The organism is Candidatus Cloacimonadota bacterium (genome assembly GCA_020532355.1).
GTDB lineage: Bacteria > Cloacimonadota > Cloacimonadia > Cloacimonadales > Cloacimonadaceae > UBA5456.
The window spans coordinates 1-15,067 of the sequence record JAJBBD010000294.1 but is presented as its reverse complement, the minus strand read 5'-3'; the positions used below and the strand labels follow the sequence as shown (position 1 = coordinate 15,067).

Annotated in this window: 9 protein-coding genes and 1 tRNA gene; 8 read left to right on the top strand and 2 right to left on the bottom strand. The window is 38.1% G+C overall.

The window, feature by feature from the left end:
* Positions 1 to 107 precede the first annotated feature (107 nt).
* The 7 genes from gdhA to tsaD all read left to right on the top strand — a co-directional run bounded on the left by gdhA (position 108) and on the right by tsaD (position 9,716).
* Positions 108 to 1,445, top strand: a complete 1,338-nt coding sequence (gdhA, locus tag LHW48_10195) for an NADP-specific glutamate dehydrogenase (protein MCB5260818.1) — start codon at positions 108 to 110, stop codon at positions 1,443 to 1,445.
* Between the two features lie 384 nt (positions 1,446 to 1,829).
* Complete coding sequence (locus LHW48_10190) at positions 1,830 to 3,866, top strand: glycogen debranching enzyme N-terminal domain-containing protein (GenBank protein ID MCB5260817.1); 2,037 nt, start codon at positions 1,830 to 1,832, stop codon at positions 3,864 to 3,866.
* The gene (locus tag LHW48_10185; protein ID MCB5260816.1) at positions 3,863 to 5,200 is read left to right on the top strand and encodes a glycosyltransferase family 4 protein; all 1,338 of its coding nucleotides are present in this window, start codon (positions 3,863 to 3,865) and stop codon (positions 5,198 to 5,200) included. The genes LHW48_10190 and LHW48_10185 overlap by 4 nt, the downstream gene beginning before the upstream one ends.
* 12 nt (positions 5,201 to 5,212) lie before the next feature.
* On the top strand, positions 5,213 to 6,412 hold the full coding sequence (locus LHW48_10180) for a glycoside hydrolase family 57 protein (GenBank protein MCB5260815.1): 1,200 nt from the start codon (positions 5,213 to 5,215) through the stop codon (positions 6,410 to 6,412).
* Positions 6,413 to 6,417: 5 nt separating this feature from the next.
* Entirely contained in the window at positions 6,418 to 7,833 is a 1,416-nt protein-coding gene (locus LHW48_10175) for a sigma-54 dependent transcriptional regulator (protein ID MCB5260814.1), read from the top strand.
* Between the two features lie 9 nt (positions 7,834 to 7,842).
* Positions 7,843 to 8,709 carry a hypothetical protein gene (locus tag LHW48_10170; GenBank protein ID MCB5260813.1) on the top strand — a complete coding sequence of 289 codons (867 nt, stop codon included), beginning with the start codon at positions 7,843 to 7,845 and terminating at the stop codon, positions 8,707 to 8,709.
* Between the two features lie 2 nt (positions 8,710 to 8,711).
* The gene (tsaD, locus tag LHW48_10165; GenBank protein MCB5260812.1) at positions 8,712 to 9,716 is read left to right on the top strand and encodes a tRNA (adenosine(37)-N6)-threonylcarbamoyltransferase complex transferase subunit TsaD; all 1,005 of its coding nucleotides are present in this window, start codon (positions 8,712 to 8,714) and stop codon (positions 9,714 to 9,716) included.
* 57 nt (positions 9,717 to 9,773) lie between these two features.
* Here the strand turns inward: tsaD and LHW48_10160 are convergent.
* A tRNA-Gly gene (locus LHW48_10160) sits at positions 9,774 to 9,849 on the bottom strand.
* Positions 9,850 to 10,057: 208 nt separating this feature from the next.
* Here LHW48_10160 and LHW48_10155 point away from each other — a divergent pair.
* Complete coding sequence (locus LHW48_10155; protein MCB5260811.1) at positions 10,058 to 10,702, top strand: DUF4097 domain-containing protein; 645 nt, start codon at positions 10,058 to 10,060, stop codon at positions 10,700 to 10,702.
* Between the two features lie 154 nt (positions 10,703 to 10,856).
* Here the strand turns inward: LHW48_10155 and LHW48_10150 are convergent, their stop codons facing one another.
* Positions 10,857 to 14,750: a T9SS type A sorting domain-containing protein gene (locus tag LHW48_10150; GenBank protein MCB5260810.1), complete on the bottom strand. Its 3,894-nt coding sequence runs from the start codon at positions 14,748 to 14,750 to the stop codon at positions 10,857 to 10,859.
* Positions 14,751 to 15,067: the final 317 nt, after the last annotated feature.

Sequence of the window (15,067 nt, the reverse complement as noted above, 5' to 3'; positions counted from 1 at the left end):
TTATTGTAACAAAGCTAAGCATTCAGAAAAGAATAACTAGATTTGCTTGACATAAATATGCAAGAATATAAGTTGGTAAAAAAACAAAATAAATATGGAGGATCCAAATGACCTTTAACGAATTTATGGCTAAGGTCGCAGCGAAGAATCCGGGCGAACCCGAATTTCTTCAGGCAGTGAAAGAAGTAGTCGAGACTATCTGGGATACATACGAAAGTAATCCCCGTTTTGTGAAGAACAATATTCTCGAACGCATTGTTGAACCAGAACGCGTAATTATATTCCGTGTTCCTTGGATGGATGACAAAGGTGAAGTACATGTAAACCGTGGCTATCGTGTACAGTTCAACAGCGCGATTGGTCCCTACAAAGGTGGCCTTCGTTTCCACCCCAGCGTTAATCTCTCTATCTTGAAATTCTTGGGCTTTGAACAAATCTTTAAGAACAGCCTTACAACTCTGCCAATGGGTGGAGGAAAAGGTGGTAGTGATTTTGATGCTAAAGGTCGTTCGGATGCAGAAATAATGCGTTTTTGCCAATCCTTCATGGCTGAACTTTTCCGTCATATTGGGCCAAATTTAGATGTTCCAGCTGGCGATATAGGAGTTGGTGGACGCGAGATAGGATATTTGTTTGGTATGTATAAGAAACTCCGCAACGAATTTACTGGTGTGCTAACCGGTAAAGGCCGAACTTGGGGTGGTAGTTTAATCCGTCCAGAAGCCACTGGTTATGGCGTAGTCTATTTTACAGAAGAAATGCTTAAGACCAAAGGGTTGAATTTTACAGGGAAAAAGGTAGCTCTTTCTGGTTTTGGCAATGTAGCTTGGGGAGCAGCTCAAAAGATTACAGAGCTTGGCGGTAAAGTTATTACTATCTCCGGACCTGATGGTTATATCTTGGATGAAGCAGGTCTTGATGATGAAAAGATCGAATATATGCTAGAACTGCGTGCATCCAATAATGATCGTGTAAGCGATTATGCCGATAAATTCCCCGGTTCTAAATTCTTCCCTGGCAAGCGTCCTTGGGGAGTTAAAGTAGATGTTGCCATTCCCTGCGCAACTCAGAATGAACTTCACGTTGAAGATGCTAAAGCATTGGTAGAAAGTGGAGTAACATGTGTTTGCGAAGCTGCCAATATGCCTTGCACACCCGAAGCAGTAGAAGTATTTATGAAAGCCAAAATTCTCTTTGCTCCCGGCAAGGCTGCTAATGCTGGTGGCGTTGCTACCTCCGGCTTGGAAATGACTCAGAATTCGATGCGTCTTAATTGGAGCCGTGAAGAAGTGGACGAGAAACTCCACAGCATTATGCGCAACATTCATGAAGCTTGCCGCGAAAACGGTATTCAAGCTGATGGATGGGTGAATTATGTAAAAGGAGCTAACATTGCCGGCTTCCTGAAGGTAGCAAACGCAATGTGTGACCAAGGTTTAGTATAAATAATAGCTAATATAAGATTAAGAAAAGGCGAGTTTTAATACTCGCCTTTTTGTTATAGGTTTATTATCTTTTGAGCATGTAACTTCGTAAATCGATAACAAGTTTAAACAGATATCCAAAGCCTAAAGAAGCGATCAATGGACAAATGGGGATAAGGCTTTTTGGGGCAAGCACAAATACCACATCTTGGGTTAACGTAATTCAAAGTTGTCAGAATCAAGGAAACTGCTTTCTAGATTTTTATCTTATTCCCCAAAATGATGCTCATGCTGTTAGATACTAAATAGATTCGTCTAGGCTTGATAACATAATTTAACTTGACGAATTCAATAGTATTGAAAATAATCAACACAAGCTCAAAATAACTGTTAATAGGGGGTTTAATGAATAACTACTTCATGGAGACCCATCACCATGAATGGATTTTGACCAATAAACTTGGTGGTTATGCTTTGGGCACCGGGAACTTGATTAATCAGCGTAAATATCATGGTTTGTTAATAGCTGGAGATATTGGCTTTAATCGTTATCATCTGGTAGCTGGCATTGAAGAAAAAGTGGAATGGCGCGGTGAAGTTTTACATTTGGATAGTAATAACTATAGCAATTGCATTTATCCCGAAGGGTTTCTCCATCTCGTAAAGCCATGGCTACGCCCCTACCCGGTGTTTTTATATTCTGCGTTACCCCATCAGAATAACATCCTCATACTTAAGGAAATTATGATGGATGAACAGAGTAATACCATTTTAGTAAAATATAGAAATCTGGGAAAACATCGCCTACATTTTGAGTTTCACCCAAAATTCACTATGTGTTCACACCATGAGATAAATGCGCATGGTAGTTTGGATTTCATAGAGTTTAGAACTAGTATGCAAAAAAAAGATGAATATAGCATGTTTTCAGCGTTGCGTTTGAACAATAGCATTGAAGTATTCGGCTCGGTTTTAAAGGGCGAGGTGATATCTAACCGATATGTATATTATAATGTATTTTATCCTTGGGAAGTGATGAGCGGATATGCTGGAATTGGTGATCAAATCAGCTTATTTCAAATAGATTTTGATTTGTCTCCCAACGAAAGCAATTCAATGTTGTTTTCCGATGCCCCCATACAGAATCCCGCAAGCATTGTTAAGCGAATTGAAGCAAGATATGAAGATCTACCGAAGCCATTTGATGTTCCTATACATATTGATAGTGATGGTGATCTACTTAGTAAAATAGATTATAACGATAATTATCTTTTCGATAGAAAGAAATATCTAAACATCCTTGAATTTGCACTTAAAGATTTTGTCACATATGATGATGTGGTAGCAGGATATCCCTTCTATGGGCCTTGGGGAAGAGATACCATGGTAGTACTCAATGCATTGTTACGTAAAACCGAGAATCTTGAAACTGCCGAACTCATCATGAAAAAATATAGTCAACACATAAAAGGTGGATTAATTCCCAATATGCTTGCTGAAAGTGGTAGAGAAGCAAATTATGATAGTATTGATGCTACTTTGTGGTATATAATAATGCTGTGGAAAGTAGGTAAGAAAAAGAAGCTCAAAAAAGCTTGGAAAGAAGCGCTGATGCTTGCAGAAGATATGATACAAAGCTTACTGCAAACACAAGATCACCCATTTAGGGTGCGTAATGATGGGCTTATAGAGCTAGATGCAGCATTTGCTCATGGCACTTGGATGGATGTTCGCATCGATGGCAAAGCAATTACACCGCGATGGGGAGCTCCGGTAGAGATAAATTCACTTTGGTATAATGCTCTTTGTGCTTATGAAGAAATGGTGAATGAGTATAACTCAACCGGTAAACTGAAGCTAAAACCAATAGATGAAATTTTGCAGCTTAAAGATATCGTAAAAAATTCGTTTGCAAAGTTTTGGACTGGTGAGTATCTTGCCGACAGACTTGAGGGAGATAAAGCAATTATTGAGATTCGCCCAAATGCAATCATTGCACTCTCTTTGCCGTGGTCTCCTGTTTCTTTGGATATCATGAAACAGGTTTTGGAGCATACATTTCAAGAGCTTTATACTTATTATGGAATTCGTACTCTAAGCCCCCAAGATGCTCGTTTTAGAAAAAAATTCTACGGAACCCAACGTGAACGAGATTTGGCGTATCATAACGGAAGTGTGTGGGCATGGCTCTTGGGTCCGTTTTGTGGATTGTATCTAAAAGTATATCGCAACCAAAAAAGCAATAGAGAAATAGCACAAGCCTTAAGTGAATTCATTGGAGTATTGCGTAAGGGCTTTATGAAGGGGCATATTGCCTCTGTAGCAGAAGTGTGGGATGGCGACACTCCTCATTTCCCCAAAGGGGCTCCGGCCCAAGCTTGGAGTGTGGCTGCATTGTACAATATTGAAACCTATCTTGAAAGTTTGGGTGTTGAGCTATGAAAGTTCTAATGTTTACATGGGAATTTCCACCTCTAATTTCCGGTGGTTTGGGAATGGCTTGTTACGGTATGGTAAAGGCTCTTCTTAGTTTGGGCATTAAGATAGATTTGGTGTTGCCTACTAAAGAAGAAGTGTACTTTCCTATGCGAGAAATAAGCGATGTGGATACGCTTCCTGCAGTGTTCCTCAATGCTCGAAAACAGATTCAATATGAGAACAGAGTATTTAGCGGCATTTCTGAACGCATAGAATTCATTGGTTTAAACGATCATCCCGAATCCTATTTTCAGCTTTCAGATATAAACCGTTACGTTACATCAATTAAAAAAGAGCTTTGGAGCAAAGAGAGTTTTGCTTTTAAAGAGCAGGACATCTGGCAGCAGATGACAAATAATTTAATTGGTGACGAGGATCTAATTCGCAAAATCCAAGAATATACGCTTCGTGCTGAGCGTATGGCTAAAACACTAAATTACGATATTATTCATGCTCACGATTGGCTTACTTATCCAGCAGGAATGTTGGCACGTAGAATTAGTTCTAAACCTTTAATTGTACATATTCATGCCACAGAGTTCGATAGAGCAGGAGGACCTGGGGATGAGCGAATTCATAAAATTGAACATGCTGGGATGACTTATGCCGATAAAGTAATAGCCGTATCGCAATACACATCTCAAATGATTATGAGCCGATACCGCATCGATACAGGAAAAATTCGTATTGTCCATAATGCATTTAGCCTTCCAGAAGATGCCGTGATTGCTAAAGAAAGGATATTTAAAGGACCTGTAATACTCTTTTTGGGAAGAATAACCCTCCAAAAGGGACCAGATTATTTCTTAGAGATGGCGCAAAAGGTATTGCAAATACACTCAGATGCTAGATTTATAATGGCCGGAACTGGCGATATGAGCAGAAAGCTTTTACGCAGCTCTGCCGGTTTGAAACTACGAAATCGCTTTCTTTTTACGGGATTTTTAAACCGGAAACAAGTAGAAAGAATTTTGCGTGCCGCCGATATCTATGTGTTACCATCGGTATCTGAACCTTTTGGAATTAGTCCACTGGAAGCGATGGCTTATGGCATAACATCAATAATCTCTAAGCAATCAGGTGTATCGGAAGTGGTTAAACATGCGTTTAAAATTGACTTCTGGGATGTAGATTTGTGGGTAGAGACAATTAATCATCTCATCGAGAACCCACAATATTGTACCAAGATGGGAATTGAAGGTATGAGAGAAGTCAATAAAATTCAATGGGATGAGGCTGCGGATAAAATACGACAAATTTACTCAACCACATTGGCAGATTATGTGAGAAAGAGTTAAGGGAGTGCATGCATGTTAAATATTGTCTTCTACTTTCAAGTTCATCAGCCCTACCGCTTAACCCATTTCAATGTTCTGGACATTGGACAATCCAAACCAATCTTTGATGACAAACTAAATGGCGATGTTATGCGAAAAGTTGCTCAAAAGTGCTACCTTCCAACAAATAAGCTTTTGTTGGATCTCATTAAAGAGCATGAAGGAAGATTCAAAATAGCTTTTTCCATAACAGGCACTGCCATTGAACAGTTTAAGCTTTACAGTCCCGAAACATTGGATTCCTTCAAAGCTTTAGCCGATACAGGATATGTGGAGTTTATAGGGGAAACTTATTATCATTCACTCGCTTTTTTATACGATTCCAATGAATTCTTAGACCAAGTAATGATGCATCGGGATTTGATGAAGAAAGAATTTTCCTACGATACAGAAACGTTCAGAAATACGGAATTAATCTATCAAGATCGACTTTCAGATTTGGTGTTTGAGATTCCGGGATTCAAAACAATACTAACCGAAGGAGTGGATCGAGTATTACAATGGAGATCGCCATTATATGCTTATAAAAATTATTCTAAGCGCATAAACTTATTGCTAAAGTATTATCAAATGGCAGATGATATTGCCTTTAGGTTTTCCAATAGAGATTGGCCTGAATATCCTCTAACCGTAGAAAAATTTGTTAGCTGGATCGATAAGCTTACTTTAAATGAGTACAAGGGAAAAAACCAATTCCTAAACTTGTTTATGGATTATGAAACTTTTGGCGAACATCAATGGGCATCAACGGGAATATTTGACTTTATGAGGCATTTCCCAGCAGCAGTATTACAACATCAGCATCTAGGTTTTGCTCACCCCAAAGAAACAACGGAACTATCTAATTACCAACAGGAATCAGTATCTTTCCCCGAAGCCGTTTCGTGGGCGGATGAAGAGCGGGATCTATCGGCTTGGTTGGAAAATGATATGCAACACAATGCCATAGAAACCTTATATGCCCTATTAGATCAGATCAAAGTAAAAGGAGATCCGGATCTATTGCGTACTGCTCGCATGCTAAGTACTTCCGATCATTTTTACTACATGTGTGCTAAGTACTTTCAAGATGGAGATGTACATAAATATTTCTCGCCTTACGATTCACCGGATCAGGCATATATTTACTATATTAACGCTCTGGCAGAGCTTGAAGAAAGACTCTTGAGGTAACAAATATGAGCAAAGGAAAAGTCTTAATACTGGAAGATGATGTAGTTTTGGCAGACCAAGTAGCCCTTATTCTTAACCGTTACAATTATGAAGTGCTTATTACGGCAAATTCGGATGTATTCTTCGAAGAACTAAGAGTATTCAATCCGGATGTTATTCTTCTCGATGTATTTCTGGTTGGAAGCAAATTGAACGGTATCCAAGTACTAAAACACCTTAAAGATAAGATGGACCTTAATTACAAGGTAATTGTAATCTCTGGAGAAGTGAGCACTAGTCAGGTTCAAGAGATTCGAGATTTGGGAGCATATCATTTCATCGAAAAAGGCAGTAGTTTTAGCACAAATCAATTGCTTCTACACATAGATAATGCTATTACCTTGAAACGCCAAGAAGAAGAGCACATTGGTTTGCAAATAGAATACATCAACATGAAAAAACAATTCACTCGTTCATTTCCATTTATTGGTGAAAGCCCAGCCATTAAGCAGGTTAGAGAAAAAATTCGCAAGCTTGCAGAAGTTGATGAAGATTTGTTCTTGATTGGTGAAACTGGTACCGGTAAAGAAGTAGGCGCAAATTATTACTATATAAGCTCTCAGAGATTTGGCAAACCATTTCATACACTTAATTGCTCAGCGCTAACCGAAACTCTAATAGAAAGTGAACTATTCGGTCACGTTAAAGGCAGTTTTACCAGTGCAGATCGTAATAAAACTGGATTCTTTGAGGAATGCAGCAATGGTCTTCTGTTTTTGGATGAGGTAACCAATCTTTCATTGATTGCTCAATCAAAGATTCTGCGAGCAATTGAAAACAAAGAAATCCAAGTAGTTGGAGGCCCTATGAAAAAAGTAAATACACGCTTGATCTTTGCCTCCAATGCAAAAATGGATATTCTTTCCGATTCCGAGAAGTTTCGACGAGATCTTTTTTATCGCATAGAAGGTAACATAGTAGAATTACCACCTCTGCGAGAACGAGGCGAAGATATCCTGCCGCTAATGAGTTTCTTTCTTACCAACTTTTCAAATCAATACAGTATTAATGATCATTTGGATCTTACAACTCTCAAAAGCAGTCTTTTAAGCTATTCTTGGCCTGGCAACATTAGAGAACTTAGAAACTTTTGTAAGTTTATGATGATCAACGAAAGAAACATAACTAACGAAACGATTCTTAAGCACCTGGAACATAAACTATGCGGTAGAGACAAAGATCTGGATTGTGACAATTCTAAATATCTTGAAATACCTTCGCTAAAAGAAAGTATTGCACGCTATGAAAGAGATTACCTGATACATCACCTTGAACGTAACAACTGGTTGGTTTCCAAAACAGCAAGAGCAATCGGTATAGAGCGGACAACTTTATATAAAAAGATAAAGCAATTAAACATTAACAACCCTACTGAGGAATAAGCCGCTTTTATGCTTAAGGATAACTTAGGAACCAGGCTATTTGCTTTACTTTTGGCACTGTTGATTTGGTTACAATCTGTCTTGGTTTCCGATCACCGAAGTGTGGTATCTCTGCCCGTAAACTTAAAAAACATACCTCAAAATATTACTTTGGAAAACCTGCCTCAAAAGATTCCCTTTATTGTGAAAGGTAAAGGTTTAGATATCATCCGCTTGATGTTGGCAAAACCAAGAGTAAATATTGATGCAGGAAATATCACTCCCAATACAGACATAATCTCACTTCAAAACTATTCAATTGACATTCCTGAAAATGTGGAAGTTAGTTTATTAGGACCCTCAGAATCAGATAATCTTGCAATTCAAGCAGATGTGTTTCACCAAAAAACCGTATCTATCGAACTTCAATATGAGGATGCTTATACTAAAGAAAAAATGAATGAATTACGATACAGCTTAAATCCAGACAAGGTAACAATATTTGGCCCTAAAAGTAAAATAGTGGGCATCAGCAAGGTAAAGACTCTACCAATCGATAACAAGGTTTTTAACGATTCTAGAATCGAATTAGAATTGGATTTACCAGATTCGGAGATAAATGTATCTGATACCCGAGTGTTACTTAGCATTAGCGGAGAACAAGAAAGCAGCCGTGTTTTCACTAATATATCTCTTCCGGAAGGATATTCACCTTCGCGAGTTGCAGCTCGTATATCTGGTCCCGGCTCTGTATTAGAAAATATGAAGATTGATAGCATCAAAGTAGAAATAATATCCGAACCGGATGAAGATGGATTGTTCAAAGTGGAATTAGTATTACCCGAAGGTGTTAAAGCATTAGCTATTACCCCAGATAGAGTTCGAAAAAGAAGATGAGCTTGATTCTAGCGTTCGAATCTTCGTGTGATGATACATCTGTAGCAATATTAGATACAGATTACAAAGTTTTTGCAAATCTTACGACCGGACAACCTCAGCATCTAGAATTTGGAGGAGTACTACCTGAATTGGCATCTCGTTTACACATGAAGAATATTATGCACTTATGCAACTTGGCCTTAAAGCAAGCAAACATGGAATTAAGTGATATTAATGCCATTGCCGTTTCAATAAATCCGGGATTAATTGGATCTCTTATTGTTGGCTTAGCCTTTGCTAAAAGCTTGTCGTGGAGTTTGGGAGTACCCCTCATTACGGTTAATCACCTTCTAAGTCATATTTTTGTAAACTATATCGAACATACTCTAGTGCAGCCTCCATTTTTGGCGTTGGTTGTATCTGGGGGACACACAGAGATAGTTCATTTCAGCACAAATACTCAATTTGAGGTTATCGGCAAAACTTTGGATGATGCCGCCGGAGAAACATTTGATAAAGCTGCCAAACTTATGGGTTTGGGGTTTCCCGGAGGACCGTTGATTGATAAACTAGCCCAAAATGGGAACCCACATTTTGTAGATCTTCCTAGCCCATTAAAGCAAAAAGATAATTATAATTTTAGTTATAGCGGGCTCAAAACAGCTATAAGAACCTATGTCTTAGATAAGGATGATGAGTTTCTGAAAAAGCATCAAACCGATATCGCCGCATCAATCCAAGCTGCAATTATAGAACCATTGATAGCTAAAAGCATCCGAAAAGCCAAAGAGCTTAAGCTGCCCAGCATATTATTGGCTGGTGGAGTTGCAGCAAATTCTGCTTTACGACTGGAAATAACTAAGCGAGCCGCTAAATACGGCATCAAAGTATTCTACCCCTCACTCTCTTTGTGCATGGATAACGCTGCTATGGTTGCAGCAGCAGCAATTCCAAAATTCAAAGCAGGCTTGTTTTCCTCGCTTTCGGTAAATGCAAATTCATTAAAGGGGACTAGGTTACTATAAATAAAGGTTTCTTATGCGTTGCAACCTAATATTCGATTGCTCATTTTAACGTTAAAATGGAGCGGGCAACGGGACTCGAACCCGCGACCCTCAGCTTGGGAAGCTAATGCTCTACCAACTGAGCTATGCCCGCTCATATAGTCGTCAATCTGCTCGAATCACTTTTTATGTCAAGAATTTTCGTCATGGCAATATGATTATAAGCTAAGCACGTAAACTTATATATCTGAGCGTGTGAGATGATATATTTTATTTATTTCCATTCTGATAAAATATATTCTTGCCTAAGTGAATAATGCGTTTATAATATCATAAATTAAAGATTGTTTGATGGAGATGATATGACACAGATATTGCTCAAAATGAGGATAGCTTTTTGCCTAAGCATTATTCTATTTGTCTCATCATGTGATTTGGATATTATGGACAAGCTAAAGCCCAAAGCCATAGTAAATGGTATTACTCTAAATCATAAAGGAGAAATGTCTATTTCTATGGTTTATTCATCAGATATCTTAAGCTTAGAACTTAAATCCAGCTCGGTACTTTTAAAGGGAAGGGCAAGTAAAAAGATAAATATTAGGATAGAATATTGGGAATTTGAGCCTGGCGATGCGATTATTCGACTTGAAGATTCATCGCTAGTAACTAGTTCAATATCGGGCAAACCCGTTCTAATAAGCTCAGTATCCGGACTTTATCCAGATGATATAGACTATGATGTGTCGGTTACAAATGGTGATATTGAGATTGTATCAATGCGTAGCAATAGCATAAAAGCTTTTTCTGGTAATGGAACCATTTCTCTGAATGACAGTAATGTCTTTAACTTATCAGCAAAATCGGAAACAGGAGATTTGGAAGCATATAATAGCGCCATACATACAGCAGTAATGGAAACAGGTACTGGTAACATTATTCTCAATAACACTAAGATCAAAAAACGCAATATTAATAACGGCACAGGAAAGCTAAAAGAATACTAACACTTTGTTCGCGAATATGCATAGAAACACATTTTGAACATCGGGGAGAGCAAAAATACTTTGGTTAAGAATTGATAATTTCACTATTCCCGCCAAGTAAAAAATGAACCGGATATGCAAAAAGCAATACCCGGTTCGTTTTCTTATGTAGATACTATTTCATCAGCATCATTTTAACATTCTTGCTAATATTGCCAGTTTTGATTCTTGCAAAGTATACACCACTTGCCACATTATGATTATTGTAGTCCTTGCCATTCCATTGTAACTGATGATTTCCCTTTGCTAACAATCCACTATATAAGGTGCTTACTTTCTGACCGCGAATATTGAACACTTCAACCTTGCAACTCTGGTTAGAGGGTAAATTAAACGAAATATTTACCGTGGGGTTGAAGGGGTTGGGATAAGCTTTAACATTTATAATCGGAGAATGTACCAAATCTTCGTTGCTAACAAAGTGGTTGTAAACCACAATTTCGCCGTGATAAACCCCGGCTTCGTCAATATAATACTCAAATTGTGATTCGTCTGTAATGGTTCTTAGAACAGAGTTGTTAAAGCTAAATTTTGATGTCCACTCGCTTGGTAAACCATTTAGGACAAAATTAAAACTTATGGTTCCAGCCTCAGACGCTTCTAGTGTATAACTAAATACCATCTCTTCTTCACCATTGAAGGCAAAATTTTCTCGGTATTCCTCACGCAAATAGGGATCTATAAATTCTGGATTGTCACTGCGATCTAGGTAGAGTTCTGTTGAGGCAAAAAGAATCCTTTGTGGAGATTTGGGTAAATCTAATTTGAAATCGTGTCCGCTTGTAGCAATTGGGTTTGAACCTATTACTATTTGATCGTTATCACTCAAAGAAGAATTAACCGTAATGGACCATAAAGGAGCAGGAGGAATGATGTTTGTTCCAAAATTATAAGGGTAAAAGTTGATACTAACACCATTACCAATATTTGCATAGCTTTTTATAAAAAATGCCTCATAAGGTTCAATTCTATTGGTAAGCTCAAAAGAATTATTTCTATACACATAAATTGCTCTGGAAATAAGCTCTTGAGCAATCATTTCGCTAAATCTGTATAGGGTGCCATTTACATAAAACCTCAAAGAAGAGATATTGTAAGCACATACATGAGGGTTTGCCACAAAGTTCCAGCCGGGTTCAAGTTCGATGCTGATAGCATCGCCTAACACATCTGAGGTGCTAGCATTTACAGTATAATCTGTTGCATGCATAAAGTAGCCTGGCCCGAAAGAAAACTCGTCTGATTCAATCCACTCGGTATCATAAATATAGCCCGTTGAGCCATCTCCGAAATCCTGAGCTATATTAAACGTTTCCATAACAAATGGATTGCTCTTTGTTGCCCAACCTGGACTGGTAAAAATCTGATTTAGGCGCGGTACAAAAGCTAAAGTATGTGAAGATACATATTCTTTGCGTAAACCATCGGTAGCTACCATTTCCAAGAATACTTTTGTTTCGGGCATATCTAAGGTCTGAGGAACGATATAATTGTAACTTGATACAGTAGAAGGGATATTTGAATAGACCATCAATGAATCAGTAGCATTTCGCAAAAAAAGATTCATGTGATCTATCAGAAATGGATATTGAGCTGTCCAAGAAAACGTAATATTATTGCCGCCCTGTATCACTTTATTTTGTAACGCTCCATGATTAACGGTGGGTTGCATATTACCCCAATAAAGCGTCATAGTTCTATATGAACTACTGCTAACCATGAATTCGTAAACCCCATCTGCACAATTGTGCCAATTTCCGGTTCCGTTATCATAGATATACATTTTTTCGGAACGAAGGACGGTTGGTACCGCGAGGTATAAGGGCACATTTAATTGATCTGAGCGTATTCGAATAACCCAAGTTTTCATATCTAGGGTAGGATCGTAACCTCCCTTAACTTCTTGAGAAAGATAAATACCATTCTGCGACCAATACTGCTCGTAGAAAGATACCCATACATAATTTGAAGAAGGATTACTTTTGCTTGTATCCCAATATTGATCTTGTCCATCTGTAGCGTAAGGATTTTGGGCAAAGTTTGCTGTATCCATTAAGGTACCCGCGTGATTGGTTAGCACAAGTTCATGCATGATGGCAGGACTAGCCGATGCCAATACATTATGAATGGATTCTATTTCGTTATTGTTAAAAATGCTTATACGATATGTATAGTGTTCGTTATTCTCAACATTAAGATCCCAATATTCATAACTGTAAGATCCAGATTCTAAGTATGGGTTATCTGTGTAAGAATCAATTATATGCCATTCTGATTCTTCATTCTTTCTATATACTTTAAAACCAGCAAAACCGGTTGAGGGGGTAACGTTCCAGGCTAGTCTTACGGAAGATTCCAGGCCATGCGCAGAAAAACTGTTAATAGATGCCGGTGCGGGAGCAGAGATTACTTCGTTTGAAAGCTCAGAATAGTTGTCATTCTTATCTCTTGCTCTAATTTTGAAGTGGTAGTTATAATTGCTATTCAATCCTGTAACGTTAATAGAAGTGCAAGCCTGCGAAGCAAGAAACGAATTGTTGTTACGATCGAAAACACTATACTCACCTTCATCTATGGGATTTACAGAGTATAGAATCTCGTAGCTGTCGAAATCATAAGAATCACTCCGATCCCATTGTAGGGTTACATATTGCATGGAGTTATTTAGTACGCTTAGGTTTTCTGGAGTTGTGGGATCCATTCCATCATCCATATTGAAGAGATCGTCAAAAAGACTATTAAGATCTTGCACCCAACGTCCATAATACTGTCTAGGATACTCAAAGAGATTATCGAAATCCCACATCCGAGCATCTTCATCCCAACCATAGAACCACTTATATGTATTTTCTGTTTCTTCATACATATTAGGCAGTTCATCCATTTCAATATGCATAAACGGCTCGTAACTATCATAGTCGTTCCATCCGCTTAGAGTATATAGCATTTGCCGATTTAAAGAATATGCCGGTAGATCTACCATGTCATTAACGGGATACTCAACTTCTCCATCAGTAAATGTGAAATCATGAATACTATAGTTTACTGAGTAGTATTGATTAAGGTATACATCTTGATGAATACCGATGGTGTTGGCAGGAATCATGAGATGATCTCCACGATGGATGATGTCTTGCCTCAAACTGCTAAGATCACGAATTGGCAGATTTGGGCAAAGCTTGTTGTTACCAGCAGATATTTGGTTATCTGTATATCCTTGATGACGATTCCAATCATAAGAATGCACTTGAAAAGAAAACTCAATTTGTTCGAAATTGTCTCTGATCTTATCTGCGAATTTTTTGTAAGCAACGTTAAATGGATGAGATTCGGAACGGGTGGGATCTGAAATGGATTTTGTATTCGTATACGAGCCTACATTAGACCATCGTACTTCCCTTCCAGTTCCACTAATCATTAGATAGGATGCTTCCCAAAGTGTAAAAGCATCATAACCCATAATTGGGGTAGGGAAATCATCATTAGGATGTGGTACAGTAACAATAATTGGGCGACTCGCAGTAGGATTGTAGATGTATAGACCCCACCCATAATGAAATGCGCCAATTTCATCATCATAAGTGTCTGCAGTGCCATTATCGTCAGTATAAGCTAAATTTGGTGTCTCGCGTAGCATATAATACTGTCTGCGTGTATTAGTATCATTAAACATTACAACTTGATATGGATACCCGGCAGAATCAATAACAAACTGAGCTTCTTCCAACATTCCATCCAAAAATAGATCAATGATGTTGCCCCAAGTGATAAGATCGGTATTTGTGGGTACAACATAATTGCCAAATCCGTTTGTTTGTCTGTCGTAGGGTGCGTAAAGATTGTAATTAGGACTTGCGATACCTTCTGCAATATGCGATACCCAATTGTCATATTCACAAGCTGGTTCGCTGCGAATCAGAAAGTTTTCTAAAGATCCCGTCTCAATTACATATGCAGATAAATGGAAAAGGGCAAAGAGTATTCCGATTAATAGAAAGGCTTTTTTCATGGATTCTCCCAAATCTTAGGTTTATGTACTTAAATTATTCATTTAAACACCATTCAAGATGATAAGCATAATTGAGTCAAGCATAATTTTCTTACTAGCTCAACTGTATTCTAGCACCATCATTATTATTTAACTTCTCTAACGGCTCTAGAGGGTTAAGATTCATTGATACCATGTTCGGAATCTAGAGAAAATATCTTGACGCAATAAGCTCATTGTAATCACTGGTAATAGGTTTATTAACGATGCAATAGCAAACATACTAAGTTGGATAATTTGAATAATACGGAGTAATATTGATCGATATCAAGTACATT